Origin of the sequence: Curtobacterium sp. MCLR17_044 (assembly GCF_003234435.1) — a bacterium.
Taxonomy (GTDB): Bacteria; Actinomycetota; Actinomycetes; order Actinomycetales; family Microbacteriaceae; genus Curtobacterium; species Curtobacterium flaccumfaciens.
On the sequence record NZ_QKTC01000001.1, the window covers coordinates 1 to 17,425 of the forward strand.

The 17,425-nt window shown below is 70.9% G+C and carries 16 protein-coding genes and 3 tRNA genes; 12 read left to right on the plus strand and 7 right to left on the minus strand.

Annotation, left to right across the window (positions count from 1 at the left end; genetic code table 11):
• Positions 1 to 243: 243 nt before the first annotated feature.
• Together DEJ04_RS00005 and DEJ04_RS00010 are read right to left on the minus strand one after the other, a co-directional pair.
• On the minus strand, positions 244 to 1,695 hold the full coding sequence (locus DEJ04_RS00005; RefSeq protein WP_146248609.1) for an NlpC/P60 family protein: 1,452 nt from the start codon (positions 1,693 to 1,695) through the stop codon (positions 244 to 246).
• A gap of 34 nt (positions 1,696 to 1,729) precedes the next feature.
• Positions 1,730 to 3,007 (minus strand): M23 family metallopeptidase, encoded by a 1,278-nt coding sequence (locus DEJ04_RS00010; protein ID WP_071404505.1) that lies wholly within the window; start codon positions 3,005 to 3,007, stop codon positions 1,730 to 1,732.
• A gap of 258 nt (positions 3,008 to 3,265) precedes the next feature.
• On the opposite strand from DEJ04_RS00010, the gene DEJ04_RS00015 reads away from it, so the two are divergent.
• The 3 genes from DEJ04_RS00015 (at position 3,266) to DEJ04_RS00025 (ending at position 3,549) form a co-directional block, all read left to right on the plus strand.
• Positions 3,266 to 3,338: transfer RNA gene (locus DEJ04_RS00015), tRNA-Glu, on the plus strand.
• 60 nt (positions 3,339 to 3,398) lie between these two features.
• Positions 3,399 to 3,475, plus strand: a tRNA-Asp gene (locus DEJ04_RS00020).
• Position 3,476: 1 nt separating this feature from the next.
• Positions 3,477 to 3,549: transfer RNA gene (locus DEJ04_RS00025), tRNA-Phe, on the plus strand.
• A gap of 140 nt (positions 3,550 to 3,689) precedes the next feature.
• Here DEJ04_RS00025 and DEJ04_RS00030 read toward each other — a convergent pair.
• On the minus strand, positions 3,690 to 4,700 hold the full coding sequence (locus tag DEJ04_RS00030; protein WP_111045594.1) for an aldo/keto reductase family protein: 1,011 nt from the start codon (positions 4,698 to 4,700) through the stop codon (positions 3,690 to 3,692).
• 258 nt (positions 4,701 to 4,958) lie between these two features.
• Here DEJ04_RS00030 and DEJ04_RS00035 point away from each other — a divergent pair, with 258 nt between their 5' ends.
• Positions 4,959 to 5,951 carry an NAD-dependent epimerase/dehydratase family protein gene (locus DEJ04_RS00035; RefSeq protein WP_111045595.1) on the plus strand — a complete coding sequence of 331 codons (993 nt, stop codon included), beginning with the start codon at positions 4,959 to 4,961 and terminating at the stop codon, positions 5,949 to 5,951.
• A gap of 107 nt (positions 5,952 to 6,058) precedes the next feature.
• On the opposite strand, the gene rocD is transcribed toward DEJ04_RS00035, so the two are convergent.
• The gene (rocD, locus tag DEJ04_RS00040) at positions 6,059 to 7,288 is read right to left on the minus strand and encodes an ornithine--oxo-acid transaminase (RefSeq protein ID WP_111045596.1); all 1,230 of its coding nucleotides are present in this window, start codon (positions 7,286 to 7,288) and stop codon (positions 6,059 to 6,061) included.
• The gene (gene ddaH, locus DEJ04_RS00045; protein WP_111045597.1) at positions 7,288 to 8,196 is read right to left on the minus strand and encodes a dimethylargininase; all 909 of its coding nucleotides are present in this window, start codon (positions 8,194 to 8,196) and stop codon (positions 7,288 to 7,290) included. The genes rocD and ddaH overlap by 1 nt, the downstream gene beginning before the upstream one ends.
• Positions 8,197 to 8,441: 245 nt before the next feature.
• Between ddaH and DEJ04_RS00050 the strand changes: the two genes are divergently transcribed.
• The 4 genes from DEJ04_RS00050 to DEJ04_RS00065 are packed head-to-tail and all read left to right on the plus strand — an operon-like array spanning position 8,442 to position 10,865.
• Positions 8,442 to 8,879 (plus strand): Lrp/AsnC family transcriptional regulator, encoded by a 438-nt coding sequence (locus DEJ04_RS00050; RefSeq protein WP_017887694.1) that lies wholly within the window; start codon positions 8,442 to 8,444, stop codon positions 8,877 to 8,879.
• A 10-nt stretch (positions 8,880 to 8,889) separates the two neighbouring features.
• The gene (locus DEJ04_RS00055; RefSeq protein WP_111045598.1) at positions 8,890 to 9,270 is read left to right on the plus strand and encodes a hypothetical protein; all 381 of its coding nucleotides are present in this window, start codon (positions 8,890 to 8,892) and stop codon (positions 9,268 to 9,270) included.
• A gap of 3 nt (positions 9,271 to 9,273) precedes the next feature.
• Positions 9,274 to 10,107 (plus strand): nitroreductase family protein, encoded by an 834-nt coding sequence (locus DEJ04_RS00060; RefSeq protein WP_111045599.1) that lies wholly within the window; start codon positions 9,274 to 9,276, stop codon positions 10,105 to 10,107.
• Entirely contained in the window at positions 10,104 to 10,865 is a 762-nt protein-coding gene (locus DEJ04_RS00065) for a YqjF family protein (protein ID WP_220035533.1), read from the plus strand. The genes DEJ04_RS00060 and DEJ04_RS00065 overlap by 4 nt, the downstream gene beginning before the upstream one ends.
• Positions 10,866 to 10,877: 12 nt before the next feature.
• On the opposite strand, the gene DEJ04_RS00070 is transcribed toward DEJ04_RS00065, so the two are convergent.
• On the minus strand, positions 10,878 to 11,498 hold the full coding sequence (locus tag DEJ04_RS00070; RefSeq protein ID WP_111045600.1) for a hypothetical protein: 621 nt from the start codon (positions 11,496 to 11,498) through the stop codon (positions 10,878 to 10,880).
• A gap of 99 nt (positions 11,499 to 11,597) precedes the next feature.
• Between DEJ04_RS00070 and DEJ04_RS00075 the strand changes: the two genes are divergently transcribed.
• The 4 genes from DEJ04_RS00075 to DEJ04_RS00090 are packed head-to-tail and all read left to right on the plus strand — an operon-like array spanning position 11,598 to position 13,715.
• A complete protein-coding gene (locus DEJ04_RS00075) occupies positions 11,598 to 12,593 on the plus strand; it encodes an SDR family oxidoreductase (protein WP_111045601.1) in 996 nt (331 codons plus the stop codon).
• Positions 12,590 to 12,931 (plus strand): hypothetical protein, encoded by a 342-nt coding sequence (locus DEJ04_RS00080; RefSeq protein WP_111045602.1) that lies wholly within the window; start codon positions 12,590 to 12,592, stop codon positions 12,929 to 12,931. The genes DEJ04_RS00075 and DEJ04_RS00080 overlap by 4 nt, the downstream gene beginning before the upstream one ends.
• A gap of 33 nt (positions 12,932 to 12,964) precedes the next feature.
• Positions 12,965 to 13,507 (plus strand): dihydrofolate reductase family protein, encoded by a 543-nt coding sequence (locus tag DEJ04_RS00085; protein ID WP_111045913.1) that lies wholly within the window; start codon positions 12,965 to 12,967, stop codon positions 13,505 to 13,507.
• Between the two features lie 10 nt (positions 13,508 to 13,517).
• The gene (locus DEJ04_RS00090; RefSeq protein WP_071404495.1) at positions 13,518 to 13,715 is read left to right on the plus strand and encodes a hypothetical protein; all 198 of its coding nucleotides are present in this window, start codon (positions 13,518 to 13,520) and stop codon (positions 13,713 to 13,715) included.
• Between the two features lie 101 nt (positions 13,716 to 13,816).
• On the opposite strand, the gene DEJ04_RS00095 is transcribed toward DEJ04_RS00090, so the two are convergent.
• A complete protein-coding gene (locus tag DEJ04_RS00095; protein WP_111045603.1) occupies positions 13,817 to 17,386 on the minus strand; it encodes a bifunctional proline dehydrogenase/L-glutamate gamma-semialdehyde dehydrogenase in 3,570 nt (1,189 codons plus the stop codon).
• Positions 17,387 to 17,425: the final 39 nt, after the last annotated feature.

Below are 17,425 nucleotides of genomic sequence, written 5' to 3' on the forward strand. Positions count from 1 at the left end.
GCCCGGACCACGCAGCAGCGTGGCCCGGGCCGACGTGCGTTGCACGACGTGCGTCGTGCGGTACCTGGCGGAACCGGGCGTACCTGGTGGAATCGGGCGCGCCTGGTGGAAACGGGCGTACCGGGTGGAAACGGGCGTACCTGGTGGAAACGGGCGTACCTGGTGCGTTGATCCGTGCAGGTACGCCCGATCTCGCTTGCTACCGCAGCTGCTCTGGGAAAGAACGGGCACAGCGGGAGCGGGCTACAGGGAACCGCTCGGGCGGGCGACGTACGGCATGAGCTGGTTCGGCAGCCAGATGGCGCGCTCGACGACGCCGACGCCGGGGCGGGCGGCCTCGACCATGGTGCCGTAGCTCGTCACGATCGAGTCGTGGTACGCCCCCGAGGCCGTGCCGTTCGACGAGTAGAACAGGATGTCGCCGGGCTGGCGCTGGGACAGCGGGACGAGGCGGCCGATCGACTTGAAGTAGTTGTACTGCCAGACCACGTTGTGTCCGCCGGTCGCGATGCCCTGCGAGCTGTAGGCCATCATCACGAGGCCGGAGCAGTCCCAGGTGTTCGGGCCGGCGCCGGTCAGGACGTACGGCTCGCCGAGCTGGGCACGGGCGAACGCGATGGCGCCGGCGGCCTTCGAGGGGCTGCTCGGGGCCGGAGCGGGCGCCGGTGCCGGAGCAGGCGCGGGTGCCGGCTTGCTCGGCGTGCTGGGGGTGCTCGGCTTGCTCGGGGTGCTCGGCTTCGCGGGGGTGCCGGGGTTCGACGGAGTGCTGGGCTTGGACGGCGTGCTCGGCACGGCCGGGGTGGAGGTCCCGCCGCCGGTGCTGCCGGTGCCGCCCGTGTTGCCGGTGTTGCCACCGCTCGTGCCGCCGCCGGTGGCGTTCCCGGTGCCGGAGCCGTTCCCGGTGCCGGCATCGTTTGTCTGCTTCGCGATGGCGGCCTCGGCGGCCTTCGCCTGCTGCGCGCTCCAGTACGCGGTCTCCGTCGCGACGCTCGTGCCCTTCAGGTACGCGAGCTGGCGCAGGACCTCGGCCTGCTGGTCCTGTTCCTTCTGCACCCGCGCCTGGGCGCCTGCGGCCACGTCGTTGGCCGTCGCGAAGGTGGTCTTCGTCGCCTCGGTCGCCTTGCTCAGGGCCTTCTCGGCGGCGGACTGCTGGGCCGCCAGGGACTCGACGGTCTTCTGGTCGGCGCGCGCTTCGGCCAGGACGGTCGCGGAGCGCTCGGACAGGTGCGACATCGTGCCGACGCGGTAGAGCAGGTCCTTCGAGTCCGACGAGTCCATGAGCATGGTCGTCGACAGGTCACCGCCGCCGGTGCGGGACAGCTCGACCACGAGCCCGGCGACCTGACCGGCAGAGTCGTCCGCCCGGGCCTTCGCACGCTTCGACTGCGCGGACAGGTCGGCGAGGGTGTCCTTCGCCTCCTGCTGCTGCGACGCCGCCAGGGCGTACGCCTGCCCGGCCTGCTGCTCGGCGACACCGGCCTGGTCGGCGGCGTCCTGCAGCGTGCCGAGCCGGTCGCTCAGCTCGTCGACCGTCTGCTGGGCGTCGGCCGCATCGGACTTGGCGGCCTTGACGTCGTCCCAGGACGGACCCGAGGGTGCGGCCTGGGCCGGTCCGGCGATGACGACCGACAGGCCGATGCCGAGCACGGCGATGGTCGCGATCCCGCAGGAGAACGAGCGAGCGGAGGTGGTCATGACGTGGGTCGACGCCTTCTGGTGGCGCTGATGCTCATACCGAGATCCCCCGCGCTGCCATGAAGGGGACCGGGTCGACGGCAGCGCCGTTGATCCGGGTCTCGAAGTGGAGGTGGCACCCGGTCGACCAGCCGGTCGATCCGATCTTGGCGATCTGCTGTCCCGCGGTGACGTGCTGCCCGGCGGTGACCATGATCCCGCCGTCGACGACGTGGCCGTACGCGGTGGAGATGCCGCCGCCGTTGTCGAGGATGACCTCGTTGCCGTACCCGCCACCGTTGCCGGCGAAGGTGACGGTGCCGTCGTGGGCCGCGTAGATCGGGGCGTAGCAGGCCGGGGCCAGGTCGACGCCGGCGTGCAGGGCGCTGACGTGCGTGTAGGGGTCGACACGGTAGCCGTAGGGGCTGGTCTGGAACCCGCCCGCGGGTCGGACCCAGCCCGCCGGGTTGGCGCTGCCGCCACCGGTGCCGCCCTGGCTGGTCGCCGCGGCCTTGGCTGCTGCCTTCGCGGCGGCTGCTGCGAGGCGGGCCTGGCGAGCCTTCTCGGCGGCGACGCCCTTGCGGTAGTCGGCCTCGACGCCGCGCTGCTTCGAGGTGAGCGCGGTCAGCTGCGCTTCGAGCCTGGACTCGTTGTCGTTCTGGGCGTCCACCGCGGTCTGTGCGGCGTCCGCGGCTCCCTGGGCCTGCTGCATCTTCGACTGTGCGGCGTCGGCGAGGTCCCCGAGGGCCTGCTTGGCGCGGTCGGCCTTGTCGGCGAGGCCCTGGGCCACACCGCGGTCCTGCGAGGCCTGCGCGTAGATGCCCTCGGACTGCTCGCTGAGCTTCGACATGGCACCGAGCTCGTAGAGCAGGTCGCCGGAGTCGGACGGGTGCGTGAGGATGTCCGTCGTCACGTCGTCACCGCTGGTGCGACCGAGCTGGGCGGCGAGCTGACCGGCCTGCTCCTCGGAGCGCGCGGCGGTCTGCTTGGCCTCATCGGCCTGCGACTGGAACTTCTTCTGCTTGAGCGTCGCCTCGTCGTACTTGTTCTGCGCGGCCTGGTACGCCTCGCCCGCGGCCTGCGCGGCCTTCTGCTTGGCAGCGGCCTCGCTCTTCAGCGACGAGATGAGCGACTTGATCTCACTGACCTTGGCCTGCTGGGCACTGGTCGACGACTTCGCCCGCTGCACCTCGTCCCAGCTGGGGTAGCTCGCGGCGCTGGCGGACGACGCCGGGGCGAGGACCGCGAGCGTGCCGGCGGTGAGCGCGACGGCGACCGCGGCGGCGATCAGGCGGCTGCGGGAGCGGAGGGAGAAGGGAGTGGAGGTCGACATGTATCTCGATTTCGTAACAGCGCGGCAAGGCTCACGCACGTAACACTGTTAACAGGTGCAACAGTAACAACACGGGTCGCAGGCTCGACAGCCCCTCGGACGAGGGGTGCGGACGCCGACGATGCTCGCACCGACAGCATCGGAGACCCGTGCGCTGACGGCGCGACACGCCGGGGATGCGCGGTTGGCGGGGTCGGATTTGTGAAACCCGGGGGGCATCCGTATGCTTGTCCATCGGTAGCGCGATGCACTGCTTGCGGCCCTATCGTTTAGTGGCCTAGGACACCGCCCTTTCACGGCGGCAGCACGGGTTCGAATCCCGTTGGGGTCACTCCTTGAGTGAGCGAGCAAGTAGTACTGAACAACACCACAGCAAGACACAACACAACATGGCCCTGTAGCGCAGCTGGTTAGCGTGCCGCCCTGTCACGGCGGAGGTCGCGGGTTCAAGTCCCGTCAGGGTCGCCACGGCTGGATAGCTCAGTTGGTAGAGCGTTCGACTGAAAATCGAAAGGTCCACGGATCGATGCCGTGTCCAGCCACCGGTGAAGGCCCCCTGCTTCGGCAGGGGGCCTTTTCCGTTGTCTGGCCGGTGTGACCTGCTCGCAAAACACCCGTGTTCGCGCATCGAGCCGCGGCATGCGCGTGTTCAACGGGCGAACACCGGTGTTTTGCGGACTGCCTACGCCTCGCGGGCCTTCGGGCTGCTGTCGTTCGTCTTCGCGGGGTCGCGCTCGACCACGGCGCCGAGGGCATCGTCGATCCGCGACATGAGCTCCGCCGGGATCGTGACGCCGGCAGCGCCCGCGTTGTCGTGCACCTGCTCCGGACGCGAGGCACCGATGATCGCCGAGGCGACGTTCTCGTTCTGCAGGACCCAGGCGACCGCGAGCTGCGCCATGGACAGGTTCAGCTCGTCGGCGACCGGCTGCAGCTCCTGCACCGAGGACAGCACCTCGTCGCGCATGAACCGCTTGATCATGTCCGCGCCGCCCTTGTCGTCGGTCGCGCGGGAGCCCTCGGGCAGCGGCTGACCCGGCTTGTACTTGCCGGTGAGCACACCCTGGGCGATCGGTGACCAGACGATCTGCGAGATGCCGAGTTCCTTCGAGGTGGGGACGACCTCGTCCTCGATGACCCGCCACAGTGCCGAGTACTGCGGCTGGTTCGAGATGAGCTGGAAGCCGAGGTCCTTCGCGAGCGCAGCACCGGCCCGCAGCTGGTCCGCGGTCCACTCGCTGACGCCGACGTACAGGACCTTGCCCTGACGCACGATGTCCGCGAAGGCCTGCATCGTCTCTTCGAGCGGGGTCTCGTGGTCGTAGCGGTGCGCCTGGTACAGGTCGACGTAGTCCGTCTGCAGCCGCTGGAGCGAGCCGTCGATCGACTCGAGGATGTGCTTGCGGGACAGCCCGGTGTCGTTGTGGCCCTTCGGACCGGTCGGCCCGAACACCTTCGTGGCGATCTCGAGGGACTGGCGCCGCTCCCCCTTGAGCGCTTCGCCGAGGACCGTCTCGGCGCCGGTGTTGGCGTAGACGTCGGCGGTGTCGAACGTCGAGATGCCGACCTCGAGGGCGGCCTTGACGCAGGCGATCGCCGCGTCGTTCTCGACCTGGGATGCGTGGGTGAGCCAGTTGCCGTAGGTGATCTCGGAGACCTTGAGGCCCGAGTTGCCGAGGTAGCGGTACTCCATGTGCGTGTCACTCCTGTCGTGGGGCGCGTCGGTGCGACCCGAACCGTGACGGTAGTCCCGCGCGCCCGACACGCTCTGGAGACGACGTAACCCCGGCGATGTGGCCTGGGCCAGTGATCGTTCCGGGGTCTTCACAACCACCGTACCGGTTCCCGTCACGTCGCTGCGCGCGGTGCTCTCCGCCAGGCCCAGCATCTGAGGGGCAGGATCGAAAGGGTTGCGGCACGGAGCGGTGCCGCCGGAAGCGAGGGAGCATCCATGACCGGAGCGAGCGTGTTGTTCATCGGCGGGAGCGGCGTCATCAGCGCCGCCTGCGTCCGGGAAGCCGTCGAGCAGGGGTTCGACGTGACCGTGCTCAACCGGGGGACCACCGGGGGCAGGCCGATCCCGGAGGGTGTGACGCGCCTCCCGGCCGATGTGTCGGACCGCAGCGCCCTGGCGGACGCACTCGGCGACCAGCGGTTCGACGTGGTCGTGAACTGGATCGCCTTCACGCCGGACCAGGTGCAGGCCGACGTCGACTTCTTCGCGGGGCGGACGCGGCAGTACGTGTTCATCAGCTCGGCTTCGGCGTACCAGACGCCGGCGACGCACCTGCCGATCACGGAGTCGACGCCGCTGAAGAACCCGTACTGGCAGTACTCGCGCGACAAGATCGCGTGCGAGGAGCTGCTGATGGAGGCGTACCGGGAGCAGGACTTCCCGGTGACGATCGTGCGGCCGTCGCACACCTACGACGAGACGAAGCTGCCGCTGACGGGTGGCTGGACCGCGGTCGCTCGGATGCGTGCCGGCAAGCCGGTCATCATCACCGGCGACGGCACCTCGCTGTGGACCCTGACGCACAGCCGTGACTTCGCGGTCGGGTTCACCGGGCTGCTCGACCGGGCCGAGGCGATCGGCGAGCCCTTCACGATCACGAGCGATGAGGCCCCGACGTGGAACGCCATCGCGCACGAGATCGCGGCGGCGGCCGGGGTCGAGGACCTGCGGATCGTGCACGTGCCGGCGGACGCGATCAACGCCGTCGACCCCGAGTGGGGCGCGGCGCTGCTCGGCGACAAGGCGAACTCGTCGGTGTTCAACAACAGCAAGATCCGGTCGCTCGTGCCGTGGTACCGGCCGCGCACGACCTACCGGCAGGGTGTGCGCGAGGTCATCGCCTGGTACGAGGCGCACCCCGAGGAGCAGGTCGTCGACGAGCGGCTCGATGTCCTGATGGACGAGCTGGCGGCGCGCTGGGCGGTGTGAGCCGCACTTGGTGACGCGCGCCGGCGCACGCAAGACACCGGTGTTCGCGCTCCGCACCGCGGCATGCGGGGGTTCAACGCGCGAACACCGGTGTTTTGCGGATCAGGTCAGGCGCGCGCGGCGAGCACGTCCGCCAGGGTTCCGATCGCAAAGCGCACCTCGTCGTCGGTGACGACGAGTGGCGGCGCGAAGCGGATCGTCGACCCGTGGGTGTCCTTCACCAGGAGCCCGCGGTCGGCGAGGTCCTTCGAGATCGCCTTGCCCGTGCCGAGTGCGGGGTCGATGTCGATCCCGGCCCAGAGTCCGGCGACCCGGTGCGAGACGACACCCTTGCCGAGCAGGTCGTCGAGCAGGCCGCGCAACAGCGGTTCGCCGTCGAGGGCCCGCTGCTGGAAGGTGCCCTCTCCGAGCATCGCCACGACCTCGGCGCCGACGGCTGCGGCGAGCGGGTTGCCGCCGAAGGTCGATCCGTGTTCGCCGGGACGCAGGACGCCCAGGACATCGCGCGAGCCCACCACCGCGGACACCGGCACGATGCCGCCACCGAGGGCCTTGCCGAGCGTGATCAGGTCGGGACGCACCCCGACGCGCTGCACCGCGAGCGTGTGCCCCGTGCGACCGAGGCCGGACTGGATCTCGTCGGCGATGAACAGTGCACCGAACTCGTCACAGACCGCGCGGACGTCGGGAAGGTAGGACTCCGGCGGGATGACCACGCCGCCCTCGCCCTGGATCGGCTCGAGCAGCACGGCGACGACGGTCTCGTCCATCGCCTCGCGCAGGGCCGCAGCGTCGCCGTACGGCACCGTGCGGAAGCCGGGCGTGAACGGCCCGAAGTCGTCGTGGGCCGATGGGTCGTCCGAGAACGAGATGATCGTCGTGGTGCGGCCGTGGAAGTTCCCGGACGCGACGATGATCGTCGCCCGCTCGGCCGGCACACCCTTGACGCGGTAGCCCCAGGCGCGGGACACCTTGATCGCGGACTCGACGGCCTCGGCACCGGTGTTCATCGGCAGGACCATCTCGGTCTCCGTCAACGCAGCCAGTGCTGCGGCGAACGGCCCGAGCTGGTCGTTCACGAACGCGCGGCTCGTGAGCGTCACGCGGTCGAGCTGCGCCCGAGCGGCGTCGAGCAGCCGCGGGTTGCCGTGGCCGAAGTTCACCGCCGAGTACGCGGCGAGGCCGTCCAGGTACTGCTTGCCGTCGACGTCGGTGACGGTCGCTCCGGCACCCGACGCGATGACGACGGGCAGCGGGCTGTAGTTGTGCGCGAGGGCGCGGTCCTCGACGGCGAGCGCCGCCGCGGTGTTGACCCCGAGCGACGCTGCCGCCGACATCAGCTGACCCCGAGCGAACGCGCGACCGAGGTGCCGGTGCCGACCGGGTGCAGGTCGAGCGTGCAGCACTTCACGCCGCCACCGCCGAGCAGCAGCTCGGACAGGTCGACGCCGATCGGGTTGTAGCCCTTCTCGCGCAGCTGCTCGGCGAACCGAACAGCCCGGGCGGCGATCACGACGTTGTACCCGTCGGAGTAGGAGTTCAGGCCGAGGATCGCGGCGTCCTCTTCCGTGGCGATGATCGCGTCCGGGAAGCGCTCGCGCAGGATCGCCAGCGACGGCTCGTCGAAGGCGCTCTCCAGGTACGCGATGTTGCTCGTCCCGTCGACGGCGGGCTCGGGGTCGAGCACGGCGATGGCGGTGTCGAGGTGGTAGAAGCTCGGGTTGATGAGCTTGAGCGTGACGACCTCGCGGCCGTAGATCTTCGCGAGCTCGTCGTGCGAGGTGCTGTCCGACCGGAAGCCGGTGCCGGCGAAGATGGTGTCCCCGATGAGCAGGAAGTCACCCTCGCCCTCGTTGGTCTGCTCCGGCTCGGCGACGGTCAGGCCGGCCTGGCGGAACCAGTCCATGTACGCGGGGCCCTCGGGCTGGCGCTCGGGGTACTGGAACTTCGCGCCGTACGCGATGCCGTCGAGGACGAACCCGCCGTTGGCCGCGTAGACCATGTCCGGCAGGCCGTCGACGGGGTCGATGTACGAGATGTCGAAGCCGAGCTGCTCGTAGACGGCGACGAGCGACTCCCACTGCTCGACGGCCTTCGACGTGTCGGTCGGCTCCTCCGGGTGCATCCACGGGTTGATCCGGTAGCTCACGGTGTAGAAGTCCGGCTTGCACATGAGGATCGTGCGCTTGGTGGCGACACGGGCCGGGGTGGCGACGGACTCGGGGGCGGGTGCGGTGTTCGACATCAGTCCTCCTGGAAGGGACCGGGGCCCGAGCCTGCCAGGAACCGAAACGGAACGAGGAGAAGAGCTCCGGTGAGATGCAGGCTCACTCACCGCAGCGGACCAGGTCGACGCCGTGTCGATCCTTCCACAGACCGTCCGGCAAGTGCAGTACCGGGACTCTGACGGCTTGACACCCATTCGGGTGACGCACGTTTCGTGCGCGAGACCCACCAGCCTCGCAACAAGTCCGCGTACGATGGGGACAAATGGATACGCTCGACCACCGCATCCTGGATCAGCTCCGGGACAACGCCCGCGCCGGCTACGGCGACATCGGGTCGGTGGTCGGACTCTCGGCCTCGGCCGTCAAGCGCCGTGTCGACCGGCTGGTCGGTGACGGCGTCATCCAGGGCTTCACGATCAAGGTCGACCCCGCCGTCGAGGACCGCGGGACCGAGGCCTGGGTCGAGCTCTACTGCCGCGGCACCGTCTCGCCCGACGAGCTGCGTGCCCTGCTCGACACCGTCCCCGAGGTCATCGACGCCGGCACGGTCACCGGCAGCGCCGACGCCGTCGTGCACATGCGTTCGAAGGACCTGTCCGCGCTCGAGGAGGCGCTCGACAAGGTCCGCCTCGCACCCCAGGTCGACCACACCCGCTCAGCGATCGTGCTCTCCAAGCTCGTCAGTCGAGAGACCGCGTAACGTCCCAGGCATGGGACGGAAGACGGTCTGGAGGCGCGACTCGGCACCCACGGGATCGTGTCCGGCCCGGCAGCTGGTCACCGCTGCGGGCCTCGCCTACGTCGCGAACTGCCTGTGGGGCACCGCGGTCGCCGTGCGGCTGATCCGCACGAAGAAGCTCCGGGTCGTGCACCACGGGCTGTTCGTCGTGACCGCGACCCTGACCGGCGTCGCCGCGACGACCCCCGCGTGGACGCGCGACCGGACCGCACTGTTCCTGCTGCCGGCACTCGTACCCCTGGCCGTCGCTCCACGCACCAACCCGCGCTCCGGAGCACACTGGAAGGTCGCGGTCGCCGCCGCACCGTCCTACCTGGGGGCCGTGCTCGCTCGCAGGCGATCAGAGAGGTGAGCAGTGGAGCTGTTCGAGGCCATCCGACGACGACGCACGACGAACGGGCCGTTCCTGCCCGATCCGGTGTCGGACGAGCACCAGCGGCTGCTCATGGAGCTCGCCGGCCGGGCGCCGTCGCAGCTCAACAGCCAGCCGTGGCGCTTCGTGCTGATCGAGGAACGCCGGACGATCGACCGCGTCGCCGAGATCAGCGGCAGCTCGATGACCCGCACGATGGCCGAGGGCACGTTCTTCGAGCGGTACAAGCCGTACTTCCGGTTCTCGAAGGCAGAGATGGACGAGCGGCGCGACGGCATGCTGTTCGACAAGCTCCCCGGGCCGCTGCGGCCGTTCACGAAGCAGGTGTTCACGAAGCGCGGGCAGCTGCTCATGAACACGCTCCGGGTGCCGCAGACCCTGGGTGAGGAGAACCGGAAGCTCGTCGCCGGGTCGCCGCTGCTGCTCGGCGTGCTGCTCGACCGCCACGAGTACCGGAAGGAGGAGCTGTCCGGCTTCTACTCGGTGTTCAGCATGGGCGCGGCGATGGAGAACATCTGGCTCGCGACGACCGAGCTCGGCCTGGGGATCCAGTTCGTGTCCTTCCCGATGGAGACCCCCGGCGCGTGGGAGGAGATCGAGGGACTGCTCCGTGTGCCCGAGTCGCTCGAGCTGATGGCCGTCTACCGGATCGGGTACCTGCCCCCGGAACGACGACGTCCGGCCATCGACTGGACGTCGAGCGAGCGGAAGCGTCCCTCGCAGTACGTGTTCCGCGGCACCTGCGACACCCCGCAGCGCGGGTGGGACGACGCACCCGTCGCAGCCCACATCGAACCGGAGGCGACCACATCGTGACCGACACCCGACCCACCCAGACCGCTCCGAGCCTCCAGGCCGTCGCCCCCGGCCTGCCGGGCCGCCCCTGGATCTCGCAGGACTGGCTCGACGTCGTCTTCGTGCACTGGCGCGTCGACGTGTCGGCGGTGGCCCCGCTGCTGCCGGCCGGCACACGGCCCGACACGATGGCGCTCGACGGCACCGACGACGGGGTGACCACCTGGGTGGGCCTCATCGCGTTCCGGTTCGAGGACACGCGGTTCCCGCCGTTCTCGACCGGGAGCATCGGCGACTTCGTCGAGCTGAACGTCCGCGTCTACACGGTCGACGAGCAGGGGCAGCGGGGGGTGGTGTTCCTGTCGCTCGATGCCGGAAAGCTCCTGCCGACCATCGGTGCGCGCGTCGCGACCGGACTGCCGTACCGGTGGGCGGTCGCGGAGTCGCGCAGCGGTGACGGCCGCGTGGGGTACGCGATGCGGCGGCACGGCACCCACCTGCGGTCGATGCTCGACGTCCGGATCGGTGAGGCGCTCGACGAGCCGGGGCCGCTCGAGACGTTCCTGACGGCGCGGTGGGGCATGCACGTGCACCGGGCCGGACGGACGCGGTTCTGGCCGAACGAGCACGAGCCGTGGCCGTTGCACCGGGCATCGGTGGTGTCGCTGCGGGACGACCTGGTCGGAGCGGCCGGGCTGCCCTTCGGGCTGACCGAGCTCGAGCCGGACTCGGTGCTCTACTCGCCGGGGGTCACGACGCGGTTCGGTCGGGGGCGCTGAGGGCGGACGACGTCAGTCGTGGGGTGACCGACGTGCGACGACGAACTGATGGACGGCCATCACGGCGCTGATCACCGCAAAGGCAGCGCCGAACGTCCAGGTCGTGCTCCGGTAGTTGGGGAGATCAGCGAGCGTCAGGCCGAGGATCGCGAGGACACCGCACCACACGGCGACGGCGAGTGCTGTCCACGCGACGACGAGGCGATCGATCCGCGGCACCGAGCGCGTGAAGCGGAACGCCGTCGGGACGCCGGCGACCGCACCGAACAGGGCGCCGAAGGGGAACCCGACGGTCAGGGTGGTGACCGACACGATGCCGACGCTCACGACCGCGACGACCACGCGGGTGACGTGGGACCGCCACGAGGCTCCGCGGCTCTGCTCGTCGTACGCGCGCCGACCCGTCACGAACAGGGCAACGGCGCCGACGGTCGTCACCACTGCGGCGGACACCCCGACGACGAGCGCCAACGCACCACCGAAGGCGATCCCGACGGCGACGTGTGCGGCGGCGAGGAGCAGCGCGAGGACCGGGTACAGCCAGACCTCGAGCGGCCGGGTCGGTGTGTTGAGCACCCAACCGGGCGGCGCCTCCTCGGCGGGGCCGGCGGTGTCGGGGTCTCGGGTCTCCACCTGGCCATGATGTCCGATCGGTGCGTGCGTGGTTCGGTACGGCGACTTCGGGGGACAGCGGCTGAGTGGTGCACGGCCGACCGCAGGTACAAGGGAGCCATGACTCGAGTGGCAGTGGTGACCGGTGGATCCGCAGGACTGGGACGGGCGACCGTCCGGGAGCTCGCCGCACGGGGGTGGGACGTGGCCGTCCTGGCCCGCGGGCAAGAAGGGGTCGACGCCGCCGTCGCCGAGGTCGAGGCCGCCGGGCGCCGCGGGCTGGCCCTGGTCGCCGACGTCTCCGACCGCGACGCCGTCGAGGCTGCGGCCGACCGGGTCGAGCAGGAGCTCGGGCCGATCGACCTGTGGGTGAACGGCGTGATGGTCGGGGTGTTCGGGAAGTTCCTCGACACCGCGCCGGAGGACTTCGAGCGGGCGCTGCACGTGACCTACCTCGGCTTCGTGAACGGCACCCGGTCGGCACTGTCGCGGATGGTCCCCCGCGGTCGTGGGCACGTGATCCAGGTCGGCTCGGCGCTCGGGTTCCGCGGGATCCCCCTGCAGGCCGCGTACTGCGGCGCGAAGCACGCGATCGTCGGGTTCACCGAGTCCGTCGTCTCCGAGCTGCGCGAACAGGGCAGCAAGGTCAAGGTGTCCCGCGTGGACATGCCCGCGCTCAACACGATCCAGTTCCAGTGGGTGAAGTCGAAGCTGCCGCACCACCCGCAGCCGGTCGCCCCGATCTACCAGCCCGAGGTCGGTGCCCGGGCCATCGCCGCCGTGGCTGAGCGACCGCGCAGCCGCACCTGGGTGGGCGAGTCGACCGTGTACACGATCCTCGGCAACCGGATCAGCGGACGCTTCGCCGACTGGTACGCCGCCAAGACCCTGGTTGACGGGCAGCAGGCGCCGGACAAGGACGGCCTCGAGATGCGGGACAACCTGTACGAGCCGGTGCCGGGCGACCACGGTGCGCACGGCGTCTTTGACGAGTCAGCACACGCCTGGTCCCCGCAGACCTGGTGGGTCGAGCACCGCCGGGTCGGCAACGGCATCATCGGCGCGGTGCTCGGCGCGGCCGGTGCCGCTGCACTCGTCGTGGGACGCCGACGATGAGCCGCCGGTCGTCTGCCGGCAACGGGGCAGCCGTCGTCGAGCTGGCCCGGGCCGGGCTCGGCCTGTGGCACCTGAGCCGTGCGGCCCGAGGGTCGGACCAGGCCGTGCTGCACGGCGTGCTCGGGGTCCGGCAGCTCGCACAGGCCGTCCTCGTCGCGCGGGTGGGTTCCGGCAACGCGCACACCCTGAGTGCCGTCGTGGACGCCCTGCACGGTGCAACGATGGTGCCGCTCGCCGTCGATCCGCGTCGACGCCGGTTCGCGGTCGACCAGCTCTGGATCGCCGCCGTGCTCGCGATCGCCGAGGCAGCGGTCATCGGTCGCGGAGGACGCCGCTGAGTCCTGTCGGAGGTGCTCGGTAGCGTCCCCGGCATGAGCACGATCTACTCCGTCGCGTCCTCGCTGGACGGCTTCGTCGCCGCGCCCGACGACGACCTCGACTGGCTGCTGCAGTTCGGGTTCGAGCCGTTCCAGGAGCACCACGACCGGTTCTACGCGGGCGTCGGCGCGATCGCGATGGGGTCGACGACGTACGAGTGGCTGCTCGAGCACGACGACACGTGGGCGTACCCGGACCTGGCGACGTGGGTGTTCACCACGCGAGACCTTCCGGTGCCGGACGGCGCCGACGTGCGCTTCGTCTCCGGCGAGGTCGGCGACCACCAGGCCGACCTCGAGCGCGTGGCCGACGGCCGCGACGTCTGGATCGTCGGGGGCGGACTGCTCGCGGCGCAGTACCAGCAGGCGGGCATCCTCGACGAGCTGCGGGTCACCGTGATGCCGGTCGCGCTCGGCGGCGGAGCGCCCCTGCTGCCGGTCGCCGCACCGACCCCGGTGTTCGAGCTCGTCGGCACCACGCAGTTCGACGGCGGGGCGGTCGAGCTCCACTACCGTTCCGCAGCAACCGCGGCGTAGCGTCCGGAGCATGAGCGACAACGAGCAGACCGAGCCCGTCATGGACGGTGCCACCGATGCCACGAACCACGAGAAGCTGCAGGGCCTGATCGAGCAGGTCGACCACGACCATGCCGGTGAGGGTGCCGGCGCGATGGCGGACCACCTGCGCGACCGCATGGACGAGACCGGTGTCGAGGACGAAGAAGCGGGTGACGCCGAGGACTGATCCTCGGGGCACTTCGTGAGCAGAAGAGGTCGGGTTCCCACACGGGACCCGACCTCTTCTGCTCACGAAGCGGAACGTACGAAGCGGAACGCGCGAAGCGCCTAGACGCGCAACTCGGAGAAGTCGCTGTCGACGTCGCCGAACCGGTGCGCGGTGATCGACACCGACTGCTCGCGCAGGTACGGCAGCATCTCGATCACGCCCGCTTCGACCACGGGGGCGTCGTGGATCGCGACGTCGATGCTCGCACCCAGGGCTTCCTCGAGGGCGAGCGGGTCACCGCCGAGCAACCGGATCCGGGCACCAGGACCACCGAACGCCGTGTGGGCCGGGCGGTCCTGCCCCTGTGACAGCACGGCCTCGAGCGCGTCGACGGGCTGATCGTCCTGGTCGGTGGACCAGTCCGCCTGGAACACGGCCCCCGACGACGCGCGGGCGTGGAACTCCTGATCGGACTCGACCAGGTGGTCGACGACGTCGAGCGGGGACCGGTTCCCCGCGAGCAGCTGCGTGAGCGGGCCGGGCAGCGGCCGAGCCGTGCTGAGCAGGACGTGCGCACGTGCCGAGGTCGCGGCGACGAGCGTCCGGACGAGGTCCACGGTCGAGGCGTCCTCGGCCTGGCGCACGATGACGGACTGGGGTCTGTGGCGCAGCACGTTCCGCTGCACCACGAGCCCGGACAGGTCCCGCGACCGGAAGAGGGTCTCTCGTGCGTGCACGTCGCTCAGGGCCCCGGCGCGGACGCGGTCGAACTCCTCGAAGGACAGCCCGCTGCGTGCGGCCTCGATCACCGCGGTGACGCGCGGGGGCAGGCCGTGCAGCTGGATGCTCTTGTGCACGGTGCGGGGCGTGGGCAGCCAGCGGCCGAGCGTCGCGACGTACATGGGCCCGCCGGCCTTGGTGCCGGTGCCGACCGAGGAGCCCTTCCAGCCACCGAACGGCTGGCGTCCCACGACGGCACCGGTGATGCCGCGGTTGACGGAGAGGTTGCCGGCGCGGACGCGAGCCAGCCACTCGGACACCTCGTCGACGTCGAGCGAGTGGATGCCCGCCGTCAGCCCGAAGTCGGTGCCGTTCTGGATGGCGATCGCCTGCTCGAGGGTCTCGGCGCGCATGATGCCGAGCACCGGGCCGGAGTACTCGGTCTGGTGGAAGTCGCTGCCGGGGCGGACGCCGTCGCGGATGCCCGGCGACCAGAGCCGGCCGGAGTCGTCGACCGCCTCGGGCTGCACGAGCCAGGACTCCCCCGGCCCGAGCTCGGTCAGGCCCTGGCGGAGCGTGCCCTGCGGTTCGGCGATGAGCGGGCCGACCTGCGCCGTGGGGTCGTCGGGCCACGCGACCCGGAGCGTGCGGGTGGCGTCGACGAGCTGCCGCTGGAAGCGCTCGCTCTCACCCACGGACCCGACCAGGATCACGAGGGACGCCGCCGAGCACTGCTGTCCGGCGTGCCCGAAGGCGGACTGCACGATGTCCTGCACCGCCAGGTCGAGGTCGGCGCTCGGCGTGACGACGATGGCGTTCTTGCCGCTCGTCCCGGCGGTGAGCGGCAGTCCGGCACGCCACCAGCGGAACGAACGGGCGGTGTCGGACGAGCCGGTCAGGATGATGCGGTCGACCGTGGGGTGGCCGATGAGGTCGCGGCCGAGTTCGTCCTCGGCCAGGTCGACGAGCTGCAGCAGCGAGTGCGGCACCCCGGCGTCCCAGAGCACGTCGGCGAGCACGGCGCCCGAGCGCTTGGCCTCGGGCGCGGGCTTGAGCACGACACCGCTGCCCGCGGCGAGCGCCGCCAGCACCCCACCGGCGGGGATCGCGACGGGGGAGCTCCACGGCGGCACGACGACGGTCAGCCGCGGCGGCACGTACTGCGCGCCCTCGATGTCCCCGAGGCGGCGGGCGCTCTCGGCGTAGTAGTGGGCGGCGTCGACGGCGTCGGTCACCTCGGCGTCGGCCTCGGCGAAGGTCGTGCCCGTCTCGGCGGCCATCACCTCGATCAGGTCGGCACGGCGGGTCTCGAGTTCGTGCCCGATGAGGTCGAGGAGCTCGGCACGGTCGGACGGGTCCTGCCGCCCCCAGTTCACGCCGGCCTGGGCGGTGCGCGCCATGATCCGCTCGAGCTTGGAGCGGTCGGCGACCTTCGCACCGCGGATCGTCTGCGCGCCGAGCTGCGAGCGCGGCACCCGGCGCAGGACGTCGAGCGCCCAGGCGCGGTTCGCGGCGATGGACGGGTCGGTGTCGGGGGCGTTGCGGAACGCGTCGCGCAGGACGGGTTCGCCGAGGGCACGGTGGCGGTCCTGCGTGCGGTGGGTGGTGGGGACGGGCTCGTCGAGTGCGGCGACGGACGCCAGGAACCGGCTGTGCTCCCGCTCGAAGACGCTGGCGTCGTGGTCGATGTCGGACGCGGCGGCGATGAAGTTCTCGGGGCTCGCGCTCTCCTGCAGGCGACGTGCCAGGTACGCGATGGCCGAGTCGAACTCGTCCGGCTGCACGACGGGTGTGTAGAGCAGGATCTGCCCGACGTCGGCCCGGACGGCCTGTGCGTGGGTGGACGCCATGCCGAGCAGCATCTCGACGTCGACGGCGTCGGTGACCCCGCGGCGTTGCGCGAGCACCCACGCGGTGGCGAGGTCGAACAGGTTGTGCCCGGCGACCCCGATCCGCACGGCGTCGGTGCGCTCCGGCGTCAGTGCGGCGTCGAGCAGCCGCAGGTACGCGGTGTCGGTCTCGCGCTTGCTGCCCCAGGTGGCGAGGGGCCACCCGTGCAGGATCGCGTCGACGTGCTCCATGGCGAGGTTCGCGCCCTTGACGAGCCGCACCGTGATCGGGGCACCGCCGCGCGCCCGGCGTTCCTGCGCCCACGCGGTCAGCGCGTCGAGTGCTCCCGCGGCGTCGGGCAGGTAGGCCTGCAGCACGATGCCGGCCGGCAGGTCGGCGAACTCGTCTCGATCGAGCAGCGCCCGGAACACGGCGAGGGTGACGTCGAGGTCGCGGTACTCCTCGATGTCGAGGTTGATGAACTTGGCCGGGCGTCCGGCGGCCGTCGGGGCCGCGGCCAGGCGGTAGAGCGGGACGAGCCGGTCGACGACGCGCTCGACGGTCTGGTCGAAGGCCCACGGCGAGGTCTGCGGCACGACGGCGCTCACCTTGATCGACACGTGGTCGACGTCGTCGCGGGCGAGCAGGTCCATGGTGCCCTGCAGACGTCGGTCGCTCTCGGCGCTGCCGAGGACGGCTTCGCCGAGCAGGTTCACGTTCAGTCGCGTCCCCGGACCGCGGACCTTGGCGAGGGCCGGGCCGAGCTTGCTCGTGCTCGCGTCGATGACCAGGTGCCCGGTCATCCGTCGGAGGATCCGGCGCGCGGTCGGGATCACAGCCCAGGGCGCCATGGTGGCGAACCCACCGCCGAGCGTCACCGCCCCGCGCAGGTACCAGGCGAGGAAGTCTGGGACGTCACGGCTCAGCTGCTCGAGGTTGCGTGCCGCCACCCGGGGGTCTTCGGGGCGGATGACCTTGTCCACGAACCCCCGCGTGAAGTCGAGGCCCTGCTCGTCGCGCAGGACCTCGGCCAGACGGACCGCACCCGGGTCGGGCTTCACCCCGGCGGACGCCGCCAGCCACCGGCGCACGAGCGCGACGGCGTCATCGGTGGTGTCCTGGAGGCGAGCGCTCGGCATCCCCCGATCGTATGCCGCACGTCCGACGCGACCTCGGAG